The organism is Cupriavidus sp. GW823-FHT06D04 (assembly GCF_058795055.1).
In genome coordinates this window covers 1-16,019 of record NZ_JBXAHL010000027.1, presented here as the reverse complement: position 1 = coordinate 16,019, position 16,019 = coordinate 1, and the positions used below count along the sequence as shown (strand labels likewise).

The 16,019-nt window shown below is 66.7% G+C and carries 17 protein-coding genes; 4 read left to right on the top strand and 13 right to left on the bottom strand.

What is annotated here, in order from left to right; genetic code table 11:
- Positions 1 to 16: 16 nt before the first annotated feature.
- From AC1Q7H_RS26890 to phaZc, 3 genes are read right to left on the bottom strand one after another with little or no spacing between them, the layout of a single operon-like run.
- A complete protein-coding gene (locus AC1Q7H_RS26890; RefSeq protein ID WP_153955926.1) occupies positions 17 to 2,245 on the bottom strand; it encodes a RelA/SpoT family protein in 2,229 nt (742 codons plus the stop codon).
- A 15-nt stretch (positions 2,246 to 2,260) separates the two neighbouring features.
- The gene (locus AC1Q7H_RS26885; RefSeq protein ID WP_010813105.1) at positions 2,261 to 2,623 is read right to left on the bottom strand and encodes a RidA family protein; all 363 of its coding nucleotides are present in this window, start codon (positions 2,621 to 2,623) and stop codon (positions 2,261 to 2,263) included.
- A gap of 44 nt (positions 2,624 to 2,667) precedes the next feature.
- A complete protein-coding gene (gene phaZc / locus AC1Q7H_RS26880; RefSeq protein WP_013956324.1) occupies positions 2,668 to 3,549 on the bottom strand; it encodes a 3-hydroxybutyrate-oligomer hydrolase PhaZc in 882 nt (293 codons plus the stop codon).
- A 206-nt stretch (positions 3,550 to 3,755) separates the two neighbouring features.
- On the opposite strand from phaZc, the gene AC1Q7H_RS26875 reads away from it, so the two are divergent.
- Together AC1Q7H_RS26875 and AC1Q7H_RS26870 are read left to right on the top strand one after the other, a co-directional pair.
- Positions 3,756 to 4,532 (top strand): 3-hydroxybutyrate dehydrogenase, encoded by a 777-nt coding sequence (locus AC1Q7H_RS26875; RefSeq protein WP_114130446.1) that lies wholly within the window; start codon positions 3,756 to 3,758, stop codon positions 4,530 to 4,532.
- 10 nt (positions 4,533 to 4,542) lie between these two features.
- Entirely contained in the window at positions 4,543 to 5,025 is a 483-nt protein-coding gene (locus tag AC1Q7H_RS26870) for a DUF411 domain-containing protein (protein WP_153955925.1), read from the top strand.
- Between the two features lie 35 nt (positions 5,026 to 5,060).
- Here the strand turns inward: AC1Q7H_RS26870 and AC1Q7H_RS26865 are convergent, their stop codons facing one another.
- The 3 genes from AC1Q7H_RS26865 to AC1Q7H_RS26855 form a co-directional block, all read right to left on the bottom strand.
- Positions 5,061 to 5,444, bottom strand: coding sequence for a putative zinc-binding protein (locus AC1Q7H_RS26865; protein ID WP_013956321.1), 384 nt, complete (start codon positions 5,442 to 5,444; stop codon positions 5,061 to 5,063).
- 225 nt (positions 5,445 to 5,669) lie between these two features.
- Complete coding sequence (locus AC1Q7H_RS26860; protein ID WP_013956320.1) at positions 5,670 to 6,308, bottom strand: CoA transferase subunit B; 639 nt, start codon at positions 6,306 to 6,308, stop codon at positions 5,670 to 5,672.
- Between the two features lie 11 nt (positions 6,309 to 6,319).
- On the bottom strand, positions 6,320 to 7,021 hold the full coding sequence (locus AC1Q7H_RS26855; protein ID WP_013956319.1) for a CoA transferase subunit A: 702 nt from the start codon (positions 7,019 to 7,021) through the stop codon (positions 6,320 to 6,322).
- 182 nt (positions 7,022 to 7,203) lie between these two features.
- On the opposite strand from AC1Q7H_RS26855, the gene AC1Q7H_RS26850 reads away from it, so the two are divergent.
- Entirely contained in the window at positions 7,204 to 7,749 is a 546-nt protein-coding gene (locus AC1Q7H_RS26850) for a PAS and helix-turn-helix domain-containing protein (RefSeq protein ID WP_013956318.1), read from the top strand.
- A gap of 15 nt (positions 7,750 to 7,764) precedes the next feature.
- Here AC1Q7H_RS26850 and AC1Q7H_RS26845 read toward each other — a convergent pair whose 3' ends face one another.
- The 5 genes from AC1Q7H_RS26845 to AC1Q7H_RS26825 form a co-directional block, all read right to left on the bottom strand.
- Complete coding sequence (locus tag AC1Q7H_RS26845; RefSeq protein WP_013956317.1) at positions 7,765 to 8,166, bottom strand: acyl-CoA thioesterase; 402 nt, start codon at positions 8,164 to 8,166, stop codon at positions 7,765 to 7,767.
- A gap of 52 nt (positions 8,167 to 8,218) precedes the next feature.
- The gene (locus AC1Q7H_RS26840; protein WP_013956316.1) at positions 8,219 to 9,247 is read right to left on the bottom strand and encodes a DctP family TRAP transporter solute-binding subunit; all 1,029 of its coding nucleotides are present in this window, start codon (positions 9,245 to 9,247) and stop codon (positions 8,219 to 8,221) included.
- A 49-nt stretch (positions 9,248 to 9,296) separates the two neighbouring features.
- The gene (locus AC1Q7H_RS26835) at positions 9,297 to 10,601 is read right to left on the bottom strand and encodes a TRAP transporter large permease (RefSeq protein WP_013956315.1); all 1,305 of its coding nucleotides are present in this window, start codon (positions 10,599 to 10,601) and stop codon (positions 9,297 to 9,299) included.
- Positions 10,598 to 11,200, bottom strand: coding sequence for a TRAP transporter small permease (locus tag AC1Q7H_RS26830; protein ID WP_013956314.1), 603 nt, complete (start codon positions 11,198 to 11,200; stop codon positions 10,598 to 10,600). Before AC1Q7H_RS26830 ends, AC1Q7H_RS26835 begins: the two co-directional genes overlap by 4 nt.
- 268 nt (positions 11,201 to 11,468) lie before the next feature.
- Positions 11,469 to 12,254 carry an SDR family oxidoreductase gene (locus AC1Q7H_RS26825; protein WP_013956313.1) on the bottom strand — a complete coding sequence of 262 codons (786 nt, stop codon included), beginning with the start codon at positions 12,252 to 12,254 and terminating at the stop codon, positions 11,469 to 11,471.
- Between the two features lie 310 nt (positions 12,255 to 12,564).
- Here AC1Q7H_RS26825 and AC1Q7H_RS26820 point away from each other — a divergent pair, with 310 nt between their 5' ends.
- Positions 12,565 to 14,253: an electron transfer flavoprotein-ubiquinone oxidoreductase gene (locus tag AC1Q7H_RS26820; RefSeq protein WP_013956312.1), complete on the top strand. Its 1,689-nt coding sequence runs from the start codon at positions 12,565 to 12,567 to the stop codon at positions 14,251 to 14,253.
- Positions 14,254 to 14,326: 73 nt separating this feature from the next.
- On the opposite strand, the gene AC1Q7H_RS26815 is transcribed toward AC1Q7H_RS26820, so the two are convergent.
- Positions 14,327 to 15,376, bottom strand: coding sequence for a lipase secretion chaperone (locus tag AC1Q7H_RS26815; protein ID WP_256449307.1), 1,050 nt, complete (start codon positions 15,374 to 15,376; stop codon positions 14,327 to 14,329).
- Positions 15,363 to 15,896 (bottom strand): hypothetical protein, encoded by a 534-nt coding sequence (locus tag AC1Q7H_RS26810; RefSeq protein WP_013956310.1) that lies wholly within the window; start codon positions 15,894 to 15,896, stop codon positions 15,363 to 15,365. Before AC1Q7H_RS26810 ends, AC1Q7H_RS26815 begins: the two co-directional genes overlap by 14 nt.
- Positions 15,897 to 16,019 lie beyond the last annotated feature (123 nt).

Here is a 16,019-nt window from a genome sequence, read left to right as displayed (position 1 = left end):
AGCCGCAAGTATAGCATCACTTTCTTTTCGCCTGCAACACCCCCTGGACGTCTTCGATCAACTGCAGCGCGCGCTGCAGCTGCGTAGCCTCGGACACTTCGGCAGTGAACTGCATGCGTGCCACGCCCTTGCTGGAGAGCGTCTTGACGCCGGTGACGTTGATCTTCTCGCGCGACAGCACTTCGGAGATATCGCGCAGCAACCCCTGGCGATCGATCGCCTCGACGTGGATGTCGACCGGGTAGACCGCGGCGTGGCTCTTCTGGCCCCACTCGGTCTGGATCACCCGCTCCGGCGCGCGCCCGGCCAGTTGCTGGAAGGTGTGGCAGCTGCGCCGATGGATCGACACCCCGCGCCCGCGCGTGACAAAGCCGACGATGTCATCCGGCGGCGCCGGCTTGCAGCAGCGCGACATCTGCGTCATCAGCGAATCCACCCCCACCACCAGCACGCCGCTCTTGGCGCCGCGCGCCACGCTGGTGGCGCGGCTTTTCTTGGTGACAGCATCTTCCTCGCTCAGCGGCGCCTGGACCTCGCCCTCCGGGTGTCGCAGCGCGTGCTCTACGTGACGCAGGCTGAACTCATCCTTGGCCACTGCCGCAAACAGGTCCTCCGGCGTCTTGAAGCCCAGCCGCGTGGCCAGGTCTTCCAGCTTGACCGCGGTCTTGCCTTCGCGCTGCAGGGTCTTGTCGATCAGCACGCGGCCCTGCGCGATGGTCTCCTGCGAATCGAGCGCATTGAACCAGGCCCGCACCTTGGCCCGCGCGCGGCTGCTGGCCAGGTAGCCCAGGTCCGCGTTGAGCCAGTCGCGCGACGGTCCGCCCTGCTTGACCGCGATGATCTCCACGGTCTGGCCGTTCTTCAGCGGCGTGTTCAGCGGCACCATGGTGCCGTCCACGCGCGCGCCGCGGCAGCGGTGGCCGAGATCGCTGTGCAGGTAGTAGGCAAAGTCCACCGCGGTGGCGCCCTGCGGCAGCGCCACAACGCGCGCCTGCGGCGTCAGCACGTAGATGTGGTCGTCGATCGCGGCATGCTTGATCTGCTCCCACGACTCGTCGTGCGCCACGCTGTGGTCGGCATCGTCCTTCCACGCCAGCAGCTGGCGCAGCCAGGCTATCTTCTCGTCATAGCGCTCGCTGGCGGAAAACTGCCCGGCATAGCCGCGGCTGCCCGCCTCCTTGTAGCGCCAGTGCGCGGCCACGCCGTATTCAGCAAAGTGGTGCATCTCGTGGGTGCGGATCTGCACCTCGAAGGCGCGCCCGTCATCGCCGATCACCACCGTATGCAGCGACTTGTAGCCGTTGGCCTTGGGTCGCGAGATGTAGTCGTCGAACTCGCGCGGGATCGGCTGCCAGATATGGTGGACGATACCCAGCACCGTGTAGCAGTCCTTGATATCGTCGACGATCACGCGGAAGGCACGCACATCGTACAGGTCGGCAAAATCCAGCTCCTTGCCGCGCATCTTCTTCCAGATGCTGTAGATATGCTTGGGCCGCCCGCTGACCTCGGCAGGGATGCCGGCGGTCGCCAGTTCGGACTGCAGCCGTTCGATGGCGCTGGCGATATAGCCTTCGCGCTCGATGCGCTTTTCATCCAGCAGCTTGGCGATGCGCTTGTAGGTATCGGGCTGCTCGAAGCGGAACGCCAGGTCCTCCAGCTCCCACTTCATCTGCCAGATACCAAGGCGGTTGGCCAGCGGCGCGTAGATGTCCAGCGTTTCGCGCGCCACGCCCGGCTGCGGCGCCTGTTTGGTCTCGGCCATCCAGCGCAGCGTCTGCAGCCGCGAGGCCAGGCGCACCAGCACCACGCGGATATCCTGCGCAAACGCCAGCAGCATCTTGCGCAGCGCCTCGACCTGTTCGTGGCGCGCCTGCGCTTCGTTTTTGGACGGCGCGGCCGGCTCGGCCTCGGGGCGGCTGCCGGCGATGGCACCGATGCGCAGCAGCTGCCGCACACCGTCGACCAGCCGCGCCACCTCGTCGCCAAAGCGCGGCGCGATCTCGGCCTCGGTGGCGGGCACGAAGGCCACCAGCCCGAACAGGCAGGCGGCGGCGCGCGCGGCGTCGTCGACGCGCAGGCCGTCGAGAATGCGCAGCATGCCCTGCGCGTGCGACAGCACGGTCTCGCCGGTGGGCAGCGCGACCTCGGCACCATGCTCGCGCACGTAGGCCAGTGCGCGTTCGACCAGTTCGGCATCCGGAATGCCCGCGACCCGACCGGTCAGGTCGGTGGACGTCACCATGTCACAACGCCTGCATCAGTTGAGCGCAGCGGTCACCACCACTTCGATCAGGTAATCGGGATTGGCCAGGCGGGCTTCGACGGTGGCGCGCGGGGGCGTGTTGCCTTGCGGCACCCAGGCGTCCCAGACCTCGTTCATCTCGCCGATCTGGTCGACATTGGTCAGGAAGATCTGGCACGACAGGATGCGGGTCTTGTCGCTGCCGGCCTCGGCCAGCAGGCGGTCGATATGGCCGAGGACCTCGCGCGTCTGGCCGCGGATATCGGCCTTGGGATCGACCTCGGGCACCTGACCGGCGAGATACACCACACCGTTATAGACCGCGTATTCGGACAACCGCTTGCCCACGTGGGCGCGCTTCAGTTCAAGGTTACTCATGACAATGCGTTGACTGATAAAAACAAGGCCGGCATGCGATGCAATCAGGCCCCGGTAAAAAACTGCCGGGCGATCGCAATCTGCGCCGGATCGACAAAGGTCGGGGCATGGCCCACGTCGGGCACTTCCACCGAGCTCACATGCTTGCCGCGCGCCACCATTTCGGCCACGGTCTCGCGCAGCAGCAGGTCCGACTGCGCGCCGCGCACCACCAGCACCGGGCCTTCGATGGCCTCGAAGCTGCGCCACAGCGCGGCCTCGCCGGCAGCAATGGCCTCGGGCGTGGATTTGCGGAACGGCACTGCCAGCTGCGGATCGTAATGCAAGCCCCATTCCAGGCCGTCCGTGCCCTGCACCGGTTTCAGGATGGCGGCGTTGAGCTCGCGCCACTGCTCTGGCGTATGGCGCCCGAACGATGCGCTGATGGTCTGCAGGTAGGCCAGGCCTTCCTCGAAGGTCTTGAAGCGCACCGGCAGCCCCAGGTAGGCGCCGATCCGTTCCACCGCCGAGGGCGCCAGCTTCGGCCCCACGTCGTTGAGCAACAGCTTGCGCACCGGCGACTTCGGCAACCCGGCCAGGCCCATGCCGATCAGCCCGCCCATCGAGGTGCCGAACCAGTCCACCTTCTCCACATTGAGCCGCGCAATCAGCGTGACCATGTCCGCGACGTACTGCGGCACCACGTAGCCGTGGGCATCGGCCAGCCATTCCGAGCGGCCGCGCCCGGCCACATCGGGGCAGACCACGCGGTAGTCGCCGCACAGCGCGCTGGCAACGGTGTCGAAGTCGCGGCCGGTGCGCGTCAGCCCATGCGCGCACACCAGCACGCGCGGATTGGCGGGGTCGCCCCACTCGTGGTAGGCCATGCGGTGCAGGCCCGCCGGACTGATGCACTGGACAAAACCGAGACGCGGACTGGCAGACATCTGGACTCCCTGGCGAACCGGACCGCGGACCGCAAAAAAGACGGTGCTGCCGGAGGTTGAGCAAAGCTGGATTGTACGCCGCAGCGGGTACAATGCCACAGCACAGTGTCAGCGCCCCGCGTGCGCGGCCGCGCACCGCCACGGCGCGCGCCGCCAACCCTGTGGCATTCCTTCTGTGGCATCCCTTTCTCTCGACGGAGGCTTACATGCTCAACGGCAAGACCGCACTGGTGACTGGCTCGACCAGCGGCATCGGGCTCGGCATCGCGAAAGCGCTGGCGGCCCAGGGCGCTAACATCATCGTCAACGGCTTTGGTGACGCGGACGCCGCAAAGGCAGAGATCGCGCAGGCCGGCCAGGGAATCCGGGTCGGCTACCACGGCGCCGACATGAGCAAGGCGGCCGAGATCGAGGACATGATGCGCTACGCGCAGTCCGACTTCGGTGGCGCCGACATCCTGGTCAACAACGCCGGCATCCAGCACGTGGCCGCCATCGAGGATTTCCCGCCCGAGCGCTGGGACGCGATCATCGCCATCAACCTGACTTCGGCCTTCCACACGACGCGCCTGGCGCTGCCCGGCATGAAGCAGAAGGACTGGGGCCGCATCATCAATGTTGCCTCCACCCACGGGCTGGTGGCCTCGGCGCAGAAGTCCGCCTATGTGGCGTCCAAGCACGGCATCGTCGGCTTCACTAAGGTGACCGCGCTGGAAACCGCGCAGACCGGTGTCACCGCCAACGCGATCTGCCCGGGCTGGGTGCTGACGCCACTGGTGCAGAAGCAGGTCGAAGCCCGCGCGCAGAAGGAAGGCATTCCGGTGGAACAGGCCAAGCGCGAGCTGGTGCTGGAGAAGCAGCCCTCGGGACAGTTTGTCACGCCCGATGAACTGGGCGCGCTGGCCGTGTTCCTGTCGTCCGAAGCGGCCCGCCAGGTCCGCGGAGCGATCTGGAACATGGACGGCGGCTGGGTGGCGCAGTAAGGAGCAAGCGATGCAACGACGCAGTTTCCTGCGCGCGCTGGCGCTGGGCGCGGTCTCGGCCGGAGCGCTGGCACCGGTGGCCGGCGCGCTGGCGCAAGCCGCCAGGCCGCTTGCCATCGACGTCTACAAGAGCCCGCTGTGCGGCTGCTGCGAGGATTGGGTCAAGCACCTGCGCAGCAACGGCTTCACCGTGACGGTGCATGACGTCGAGGACACCGGCGTGTACCGCAAGCGCTTCGGCATGCCGGAACGCTTTGGCTCCTGCCACACCGGGCATATCGGCGGCTACGCCATCGAGGGCCATGTGCCGGCGGCGGATATCCGCAAGCTGCTGGCCACAAAACCCAGGGCCGTCGGGCTGGCCGTGCCGGGCATGCCGGTCGGCTCGCCCGGCATGGAGCAGGGCCCGCGCAAGGACCCGTTCGACGTGCTGATTGTAAAAGCGGACGGCGCCGCTTCGGTGTTCGCAAGCTACAACAAGCAGGCCGGCTGACCTGCCGCACCGGGCGTGCCACGGCGCGCCCGGCTTCAGCCTGCGGCTGCCAGGCTCGTCAGTGCCGCCTCTACCGCTCCCCAGATCGCTTGTTCCTCGGCCTCGGTGCATGCGCCGTGCTGCCGCTTGGTCGCGCCGAGCCGGTTCAGCACCAGGTGCCGGTCCGCCGCCACGCCCGCGCTGGCCAGGCAGGCCTTGACACAGGCCAACGGGCAGCCGTCCAGCGCCAGGATCGGCCGCCCCGAGCGCGCCACCCGCGTCAGCGCCGGCACGCCGCCACCCACGCCGCTGATGCAGGACATTTCCGCACGGCCGCTGCGGTCGAGCCGCACCGCGCAGGCATTGGCCAGTTGCGCCACGCTGGAGCAACCGGAGCAGGCGTAGACCAGTGGCAAGGATTGGTTCGGGGAAGCCGGCATGACGCACCTTCCGTGAGGGTTCGACCGCGGCAGGGTCTGCGCCTTGCCGGAGAGCAGCCAGCATAGTGCGCTGCGATGCTGCCGGGCTATTCGCCGGAAGAGCTAGGGAGTGCAGCCGGCTGGCGTAGCCCGGCCGGTGAGTTCCAAGGCGGAGCGACCTGACAAAAAAGCCCCTGCGGCGCATCGCACTGCAGGGGCCCTGTCAGGCTTCGGAGCTCAGCCCGCTTACAGCAGCGGCGCGCCCGTCTTGGCCTGGATTTCCTCGCGGCTGACGCCCGGAGCGGTTTCCACCAGCTTCAGGCCGGCCTCGGTCACGTCGATCACGCCCAGGTCGGTGATGATGCGGTTGACCACCCCAACACCCGTCAGCGGCAGGTTGCAGTCCTTCAGGATCTTGATGTCCTCGGTGCCGTCCTTCTTCTTCGCGGTGTGTTCCATCAGCACCACCACGCGGCCGACGCCGGCCACCAGGTCCATCGCGCCGCCCATGCCCTTGACCATCTTGCCCGGGATCATCCAGTTGGCCAGGTCGCCCTTCTCACTGACCTGCATCGCACCCAGGATCGCCAAGTTGATGTGGCCGCCGCGGATCATCCCGAACGAATCCGCCGAAGAAAAGATCGACGAGCCTGGCAGCGTCGTCACGGTCTGCTTGCCGGCGTTGATCATGTCGGCGTCGACTTCGTCCTCGGTCGGGAACGGGCCGATGCCCAGCAGGCCGTTCTCGGACTGCAGCCACACTTCCATGCCTTCCGGCACCCAGTTGGCCACCAGCGTCGGCAGGCCGATGCCCAGGTTGACGTAGAAACCGTCCTGCAACTCGGTCGCGGCGCGCGCGGCCATTTCGTCACGTGTCCATGCCATGATGGGTCTCCTCAGCTGGCCGCGCGCACGGTGCGCTGCTCGATGCGTTTCTCGGGGGTGGTGTTCAGCACCAGGCGCTTCACGAAGATGCCGGCCAGGTGGATTTCATCCGGGTCCAGCTCGCCGGTCTCGACGATATGCTCGACCTCGGCGATGGTGACCTTGCCCGCCATCGCGCACATCGGGTTGAAGTTGCGCGCAGTGCGGCGGAACACCAGGTTGCCGGCCTTGTCGGCCTTGTATGCCTTGACCAGCGCGACGTCGGCGGTCAGCGAACGCTCCATCACGTACTGCTCGCCGTCGAATTCGCGGATTTCCTTGCCTTCGGCGACGATGGTGCCGACACCGGTCTTGGTGAAGAAGGCCGGGATGCCGGAGCCGCCGGCGCGCAGCTTCTCGGCCAGCGTGCCTTGCGGCGTGAATTCCAGCTCCAGTTCGCCCGCCAGGTACTGGCGCTCGAACTCCTTGTTCTCGCCCACGTAGGACGAGATCATCTTCCTGATCTGGCGCGTGGCCAGCAGCAGGCCCAGGCCGAAGCCATCGACGCCGGCGTTGTTGGAGATGCAGGTCAGCTGCTTGGCACCGCTGTCGCGCAGCGCGGCAATCAGCGCCTCGGGGATGCCGCACAGGCCGAAACCGCCAACGGCGATCGTCTGGCCGTCGCGGACGACGCCTGCAAGCGCTTCTGCGGCGCTGGCGTAGACCTTGTTCATGTTTCGCTCCTTCCTCGGTAGTTCCCTGTCGCTCTTCCCGCCACCGGATTGTGCGGCGGGCGACGCAGGGAAATTGTAACGGTACAATCGGCAACAGGCGGGCGACAGTCGCCGCAACTCGTCCGACCGACAGCATACGCAAGCGCAGCCGGCTACGCCATTACGTAAAAATACATAAGCAGATGCCCGCAATCGACTACCAGACCGCCTTCCAGCTCGCCCCCGTGGGCCTGGTGCTGTCACGCGAACGCGTGATCGAGGACTGCAACGAGGAGGTCTGCCGCATTTTCGGCACCACGCGCGAGGCGCTGCTGGGCCAGTCCTTCCTGGTGCTTTACCCCACCCCCGACGAATTCGAGCGCACCGGCGCGCGCATCGCGCCTATCATGGGCAAGCGCGGCATGTACTCGGACGAGCGCATCATGAAGCGCGCAGGCGGGGAACTGTTCTGGTGCCATGTCACCGGGCGCGCGCTGGACCGCACGCAACCGCTGGGCGCCGGGATCTGGACCTTCGAGGACCTGTCGCAGAAGCGCCAGGTCACGGCCGAGCTGACCGCGCGCGAACGCGAGATCGCGGCGCAGCTGGTGGAGGGGAAAACCAGCAAGCAGATCGGCAAGTTGCTGGCGATCAGCCCGCGCACGGTGGACATCTACCGGGCGCGGCTGATGAAGAAGTACGGGGCCAGTACCTCGGTGGACCTGGTGCAGCGGCTGGTCAACCACTGAGCCCCGTGGCGGGCGTCAGCCCTCGATGATCGCTCGGATCTCGGCCGGCACCGGCACCGACTTCTCCTGCGTGTAATCGCACCACACCACCTTGGCCCCGCCCTCGGCCCAGACCACGTCGGGCAGGTCGGTGCGGCGGATTTCCATGCGGGTCTCGAAGCTGGTGCGGCCGAGCTGGCCGGCGTAGACGCGGCACTCGATGTCGCCCGGATAGCGCAGCTGCTTCAGGAAGGTCATATGCGCATTGATGATGACCGGGCCCTGCCCGTTCGCGTCCTTGCCGCCGCGGCCCAGCGACGCGAACCACTCGATGCGCGCCTGCTCCAGGTACTGGAAATAGACGGTGTTGTTGACATGGCCCATGGCATCCATGTCGCCCCAGCGGATCGGCATGACCACCGTATAGACGTGCTTCATCACAGTCTCCAAAGGAACAGGCCCGCCGAGTCTGGCGGACCCTCTGCGTGGCTTAGCGCTTGGCGATCGCGCCTTCGGCCTTGGTCACCAGGTCGGCGCCGATCTGCTTCTTCCACTTGTCGTAGACCTTGGCGGTGGCCTTGCGGAAGCTGTCGTGCTCGGCCGGCGTCAGGTGCGTGACCCTGACGCCGTGCGCCTCCATGTCCTTCCAGGCCGGCGCGCCCGGCTCCACCAGGCCCTTGCGGGCCAGCGCGATTTCCTGCTTGCCGGCGTCGATGGCGGCCTGCCTGACGATCTCGCGGTCGGCCGGGGTCCAGCTTTCCCAGATCTGCTTGTTGACCACGAAGATCAGCGGGTCAGCCACGTAGCCCCAGGTGGTGACGAACTTCTGGCCCACCGTGTACAGCTTGGCGGCGGCGAACACCGACTGCGGGTTCTCCTGCCCGTCGACCGCGCCCGAGGCCATCGCCGGCTGCGCGTCGGCCCAGCTCATCTGGGTCGGGTTGGCGCCCAGCGCGTTGAAGGTCTCGATGTACAGCGGCGAACCGACCACGCGCAGCTTCATGCCCTTGAGGTCTTCCGGCTTGCGGATTTCGCGCTTGGAGTTGGACACTTCGCGGAAGCCGTTCTCGCCCCAGGCCAGCGGCACGACGCCAGCCTTTTCCAGCGTGGTGAAGAGCGACTTGCCGACTTCGCCCTGCGTGAGCGCGTCCAGCGCCTTGTAGTCGGGCATCAGGAACGGCAGCGAGAACAGGTTCAGTTCCCTGACCTGCGGCGACCAGTTGATGGTCGAGCCCACCGCCATGTCGATCACGCCCTGGCGGATCGCCGAGAATTCGCGGGTCTGGTCGCCGGCCACCAGCGAGGTGCCCGGGTACAGCTTGATATTGATGCGGCCGTTGGTGCGCTGCTTGACCAGGTCGGCCCAGATCTCGCCGCCCTTGCCCCACGGGAAGGCCGGGCCGAGCACCAGCGACATCTTGTACTCGGACTTGTAGGTCTGGGCCATTGCGCCGGCGGGGGCGAAGGCGGAAGCGGCAATGGCGGCAGCCGTTGCGAGCATCAGGGCACGACGTTTCATCTCATCTCCTCTCGGGAAAGCGTCAATTCTTGTTTGTGAATGCGGAACATCAGTAGCCGAGGTACTCAGGCAGCCAGGTCGCCAGCGGCGGATAGGCCAGCACCATCAGCATGGCGATAAACATCGCCAGCAGCATCCAGATCACCCAGGGCACGGTCTCTTCCATGCGCACGCGGGCAATCCGGCACGACACCATCAGGTTCACGGCCAGCGGCGGCGTGAACTGGCCCAGCGCCACCTTCAGCGTCAGCACCACGCCGAACCATACCGGGTTCCAGTGGAAGGCATTGGCGATCGGCAGCAGCAGCGGCACGAAGATCAGGAAGATCGAGATGCCGTCCAGGAACATGCCTACCGTCATCAGCAGCAGCACGATCAGCGCCAGCACGCCGTACTCGCCCAGCCCGGAGGTGGCGATGGCATGCGCCAGCGGGTCGATCACGCCCAGCGTCGACAGCGCATAGGCAAAGATGCCGGCCAGCGCCACCACCAGCAGGATCACCGCCGAGGTCTCGGCCGCCTCCTGGAAGATGGTGAACAGGTCGCGCATGCCGATGCTGCGGTACACCACCATGCCGACAAAGAGACCGTAGACTACGGCCACCACGGCGGCCTCGGTCGGCGTGAACCAGCCAGCGCGCATACCGCCCAGGATCAGGAACGGCGCCACCAGACCCCAGGCGGCCTCGCGCAGGCTCTTCCAGAACGGCGGGCGCGGCAACCCGGCCTCGATCGCGCCCATATTGTGCTTGCGCGCCAGCCACACCGCCGGAACGATCAGCGCAACGCCGGCCAGGATGCCCGGAATCATGCCGGCCGCGAACAGCGCCGGTACCGACGCGCCGGGCACCAGCACGCTGTAGATGATGAACGCCACCGACGGCGGGATCAGGATGTCGGTCGCGGCGGCAGCGCCAACCACCGCCGCGCTGTACGAGCCGGGATAGCCGGCGCGCGACATCGCCGCGATCATCACTCCGCCCACCGCGGCCGCGTTGGCCGGACCGGAACCGGAGATGCCGCCCAGGAACATTGCCACCAGGATCGCCACCAGCGGCAGCATGCCGGGGCCGCGGCCGACGATGGCGATGGCAAAGGTCACCAGCCGCTGCGCCACGCCGGAGCGGTCGAAGATCGACCCCACCAGCACGAACATCGGGATCGCCAGCAGCGGATACTTGGCCAGCCCCGCATAGAAGTTCTGCGGCACGGCCAGCAGGCCGAACATCTGGGTGTCGAGATTGGACAGGCCGATGGCAACCAGGCCGCCCAGCCCCAGCGACACGCCGATGGGCACGCCCAGCAGCATCAGGCCGATAAAGACCACGAACAGGATGATGGCAACGAGAGTCATGGCGCCTGCTCCATCGTGCCTGTCCTGGCTGCATGCAGCGCCTTGAGCGCGCGCACGTTGCGCAGCACCAGCCCCAGCGCGCGCAGCGCGATGCCGGCCGACAGCACCGGCAGCCAGATCGAGTACCACCAGCTTGGCACGCCAATGCCCGGCGAGGTCTCGCCGAAGGTGTATTCGTCCCAGGTGATGCGCGCCCCCAGCACTGCCAGCGCGATGAACATCACCGCCACGGCCAGCGCCGACAGGATCGCCAGGCGCCGCTGCCGGGCCGCGCTGCCGCGCTCGAAGAAGAATTCGATGCGGATATTGCGGTCGCGCGCCACCGCGGCGCTGCCGGCGACCAGCGCCAGCACGATCATCAGGAAGACCGAGAACTCCTCGGTCCAGGCAAACGACTCGTCGGTGAAATAGCGGACCACCACGTTGGCGAAGGTGATGCCGACCAGCAGCACCATCACGATCACGCCAATCCAGTCCTCGATGCGGGGCGAAACCCGGAATTCAGCGTCCTGCGCTTCGTCGGCAGCCTGCGGGATCACCGCGGAATCGACGACGTGTTGCGGCACGGCGTTGCGCCGTGCCTCTTCTTGTTGCTCCATCTCCCCGGCCTCCGGTCCGGGCCGCTCGGGCCATGCAGCCACCGCGGCGTTTTTTTACTTGTATGTAAAGACTTAATCTGCAGACATGGCGGATTATGCCAAGACTGGCCCATCACGCACGAATTTTCTGATGATTGGTGTGTGCTGACGACGGCGCACCCAAGGGGACCGGATAAGCCCTGGGCGTGCAATCTGGCCATCCCGCGGCACTTTTGGCGCGCAGCCGGGATGCAGGGGGCCTTGCGCCCCCCGGTCAGCGGTCAGGCGGTCAGACCATGCCGTCGTCGGCGGTAATGACAGCCCCGTTGATGAATTGCGACTGATCGGATGCCAGCAGCAGCAACAGGCCGTCGAGATCCTCTGGCTTGCCCAGGCGCTTGCGCGGCAGCATCTGGATCAGCTTCTGCCCCGCGTCCGAGTCCCAGTGGTGGTGGTTGATATCGGTGTCGATATAGCCCGGGCAGATGGCATTGGTATTGATGCCGTGGCGCGCCCATTCCAGCGCCATGGCCCTGGTCATGTGCACCACGGCCGCCTTGCTCATGCAATAGACGCCGATCTGCGACAGCACCTTGAGCCCGGCCACCGAGGCGATATTGACGATGCGCGCCTGCGGCAGCGGGCTGCCGTTGCGCTCGGCGCCCTTGGCGCGCGCAATCATGCGCTTGGCCACTTCCTGGGCGACGAAGAAGGCACCGCGGGTATTGGTGTCGAAGACGAAATCGAAGTCATCGGCGGTCACATCGGTCAGCTTCTGCGTGGTCGACACGCCGGAGTTGTTGACCAGGATGTCGATGGAACCGGCCTCGGTCTCCGCGTGCGCCACCGCGGCGCGGATGCTGTCCGGGTCGGTGACGTCCAGGCGCACCACATGGGCGCTGCCGCCCTCGGCCTCGATCGCCGCGCGCAGTTCCTTGAGCCGTTCGGTGCGGCGCGAGGCCAGCACCACCTTGGCGCCGGCGGCGGCCAGCACCGTGGCGAAACGCGAGCCCAGCCCGCTTGAAGCGCCGGTGACCAGCGCGACCTTGCCTTCCAGATTGATCGACAAACCCATGATTACCTCTTGTGCGGGAGCTCCTCCGGCCTATGCGGGAGCAGAAGGCAGCATATCAAAAAAAGAACGACCGTTCCAAAAAAATCCTTGCCTGTGGGTGGCGAGTCCCGGACAATGCCGGAGATTCTAAGAACTTGGCCAGTAAAGGGAAAGAGGGAAAACGCGCGATCCGGGCGTCTTTGGACTCCAAATCGCTGCCAACTCACCCACCCGCGGCTCCCGTCCGCGCGCTGGCCCGGTTCTCGGCAAAACGATCACCGCATTTCCCACAATTGCAAGCAAGCAGCAAAGAAATAGAGGGTTAGAGACAATGGATCAGCAACAGCTCGTGGAGCAGTTCGGCCCGCGCGAAGCCATGGAATACGATGTGGTCATCGTCGGCGGCGGCCCCGCCGGCCTGGCCACCGCCATCCGCCTGAAGCAACTCGCGCAGGAGAAAGGCGCCGACGTCAACGTGTGCGTACTGGAAAAGGGCTCCGAGCCCGGCGCCCACATCCTGTCGGGCGCCATCATGGATCCGCGCGCCCTCAATGAGCTGATCCCGAACTGGAAGGAACTGGGTGCGCCGCTGAACCAGGCGGTCACCGAAGACAAGTTCCTGTTCCTGAACGAGTCCGGCTCCAAGGGCACGCCGCCCGCGCTGCTGCCCGAGTGCTTCCACAACGAAGGCAACTACATCATAAGCCTGTCGAACTTCGTGCGCTGGCTGGGCCAGCAGGCCGAAGCGCTGGGCGTGGAGATCTTCCCGGGCTTCCCCGCCGCCGAAGTGCTCTTCAACGAAGACGGCTCGGTCAAGGGCGTGGCCACCGGCAATATGGGCATCAACAAGGAAGGCGAGCCCACCGAGAACTTCCAGCTGGGCATGGAGCTGCATGCCAAGTACACCATCTTCGCCGAAGGCGCGCGCGGCCACCTGGGCAAGCAGCTGATCGAGAAATTCAAGCTCGACACCGGCAAGGATCCGCAGAGCTACGGCATCGGCCTGAAGGAACTGTGGGAGATCGATCCCGCCAAGCACAAGCCTGGCCTGGTGGTGCACACCGCCGGCTGGCCGCTGGACCCGGCCACCTACGGCGGCTCGTTCCTGTACCACATGGAAGACAACAAGGTCGCGGTCGGCTTTGTGGTCGGCCTGGACTACACCAACCCGTGGCTGTCGCCGTTCGAGGAATTCCAGCGCTTCAAGACGCATCCGGAAATCCGCCAGTACTTTGAAGGCGGCAAGCGCCTCTCCTACGGCGCGCGTGCCATCACCGCCGGCGGCCTGCTGTCGCTGCCCAAGACCGTGTTCCCGGGCGGCGCGCTGGTCGGCTGCGATGCCGGCTACCTGAATGCCTCGCGCATCAAGGGCAGCCACGCCGCCATCAAGACCGGCATGATGGCCGCCGAGGCCGCCTATGACGCGCTGCAGGCCGGCCGCCAGCACGACGAACTGGCCGCCTACCCGGCTGCGTTTGAGCAGAGCTGGCTGCACAAGGAACTGCTGCAGGCCAAGAACTTCAAGCAGTGGTTCAAGAAGGGCCGCACCACCGCCACGCTGATGACCGGCATCGAGCAATGGCTGCTGCCCAAGCTGGGCATCCGCAACCCGCCGTGGACCATCCACCGCGTGAAGCCGGATCATGTGTACCTGAAGCCCGCGGCCGAGTGCCAGAAGATCGAGTACCCGAAGCCGGACGGCAAGCTGACCTTCGACCGCCTCAGCTCGGTGTTCATCAGCAACACCAACCACGAAGAGAACCAGCCGGCGCACCTGACGCTCAAGGACGCCAGCGTGCCGGTCAACATCAACTGGGACAAGTACGCCGGCCCCGAGTCGCGCTACTGCCCAGCCGGTGTGTATGAGTTCGTGCAGGACGAGACGTCGGGCAAGGAGCGTCTGCAGATCAACGCGCAGAACTGCGTGCACTGCAAGACCTGCGACATCAAGGATCCGACCCAGAACATCGTCTGGGTGACGCCGGAAGGCGGCGGCGGTCCGAACTACGTCGGGATGTAAACCTGCCGAGCCAGCGGCTGTAAAAACGGCACCGGGAACCCGGTGCCGTTTTTCTTTGGGCGATGCAGCGCGGCTATCGTGCCTGCCGCCGCGCGGCCATCGCCTTGTCGACCACCTCGGCCTGCAGCGCTTCGCTGGGATTGCCGAAGGTCTGGCTGCGCAGCGCATCCAGTTGCTGCCGGCGGTCCTGCTCCGACAACCCCGGGAAGGCCTCGATCTGCGCGCGGCGCGCGGCGTAGTCGTCGTAGCGCTGCTGCCAGGCCTGCCCGGCTTGCGCCTGCTGCTGGTAGCGCTGCGCCACCTCGGGACCGTAGGCCTGCGCCAACGCCGCACCGATGTCCTGCGCACTGCGGCCGGCGGCCTGCATGCCGGCGATGGTGTCGCTGATCGCCTGCGGACGCGCGCTGGCCTCCCGTGCCGCGCGCAATGGCTCGGGCAGCATGGCTTCGAGTTCGGCCAGCCGCTGCTGCCGCTGCGCGTCATCCAGGCCGGATTGCGCCGCGATGTCGAGCCGCGCCAGCATGGCATCGTCATACGCCTGCTCGTCGCCGAACCAGATTGCCGCCACCTCCGGCAGCAGGCGCTGCCGCGCACCGTTGCGCTCAGCCTGCAGCGCGCGCAGCTGCTGCACCTGCGCCGCATCCAGCGTGCCGTTCGAATCCGCCCGCGGCTTGCGGGTGGCCTGCGGTTGAATCTCGGCAAGATAGGCTACATAGCGCTGCCACAGCTGCCACGCCTGCCCTGCCGCTGGCTGCGGCACGCGGCGGCGGATATCGTCGTACACCAGCCGGTCCAGCGCGTCGGCGCCGCCGGCGTCGTGGCGGGTGCTGAGGAAGTAGTCGAAGTAGGTGCGCAGCGCGCGCGTCAGCCGCAGCTTGCCCTGCGCGTCGAGTTCGAGGCCTGCGGGCACGTCGACGCCGGAAAGCGATGGCAACGCAGCCACGCCGGCGGGTCCGGCGTCAGCCGATGTTGTCGAAGGACTCGCAGCAGTGGTGATCGCCGCCGTGCGCTGCGGCACGGCAGCCGGGCCGGACGCCATCGTCAGCCAGTACACCGCTGCTGCCGCTGCGCCGGCCGGCAGCAAGGCCAGCCAGAGCCGCGGCGAGCGCTCAGAGCTGGTCATTGCGCAGCCGGTTGGCGTGGCTGAGGATGACTGTGCGCGGATCGACGTCCTGGTACAGGCCGGCCATCTGGTTCACCTCGTCGAGGTGGTTCCAGTAGTAGCCAGTGGCCAGCACCCGGCCCCACTTGCTGCTGCAGACCGAGACCAGCCCGTCATTGGGGCCGGCGCCCTTCAGGTCCATCAGCCCGGCCGAGGTCGACATCATCACCGTGGTCGGGTCCAGCAGGTTGGAGCGCAGCAGGCTGAACGGCCCGCCCTGACCAGTCCAGGAATACGCGGCCTGGGTATGGGTGACAAGGTTGCCCGCGGCATCGCGCGCCTGCCGTTGCTCGGACACCGCGCCAGCGGTATTGCAATCCGGCCCCAGTGCCGATTTCGTGCCGGGCACCAGCGTGGCATTGAGGCGCGCATTCTGCTCGGCGGCGCCGCGCGTGGTCAGGATCTTGAGCGAGGCCAGCGCATCCTGATCCAGCGCCTGCCCGTTGCCGATGCCGTTGAACCAGCCCACCGTATCGAGCACGCCCTGGATGATGCCGACGAGTATCGGCCCGGCGATTGGAATACTGTTGACCAGGTGCGCGGCAAGCCTCGGCCTTTAGGCCGGGGAAGGATAGCGCGGACGCCGTCGGCGTCCTTTCGGCGG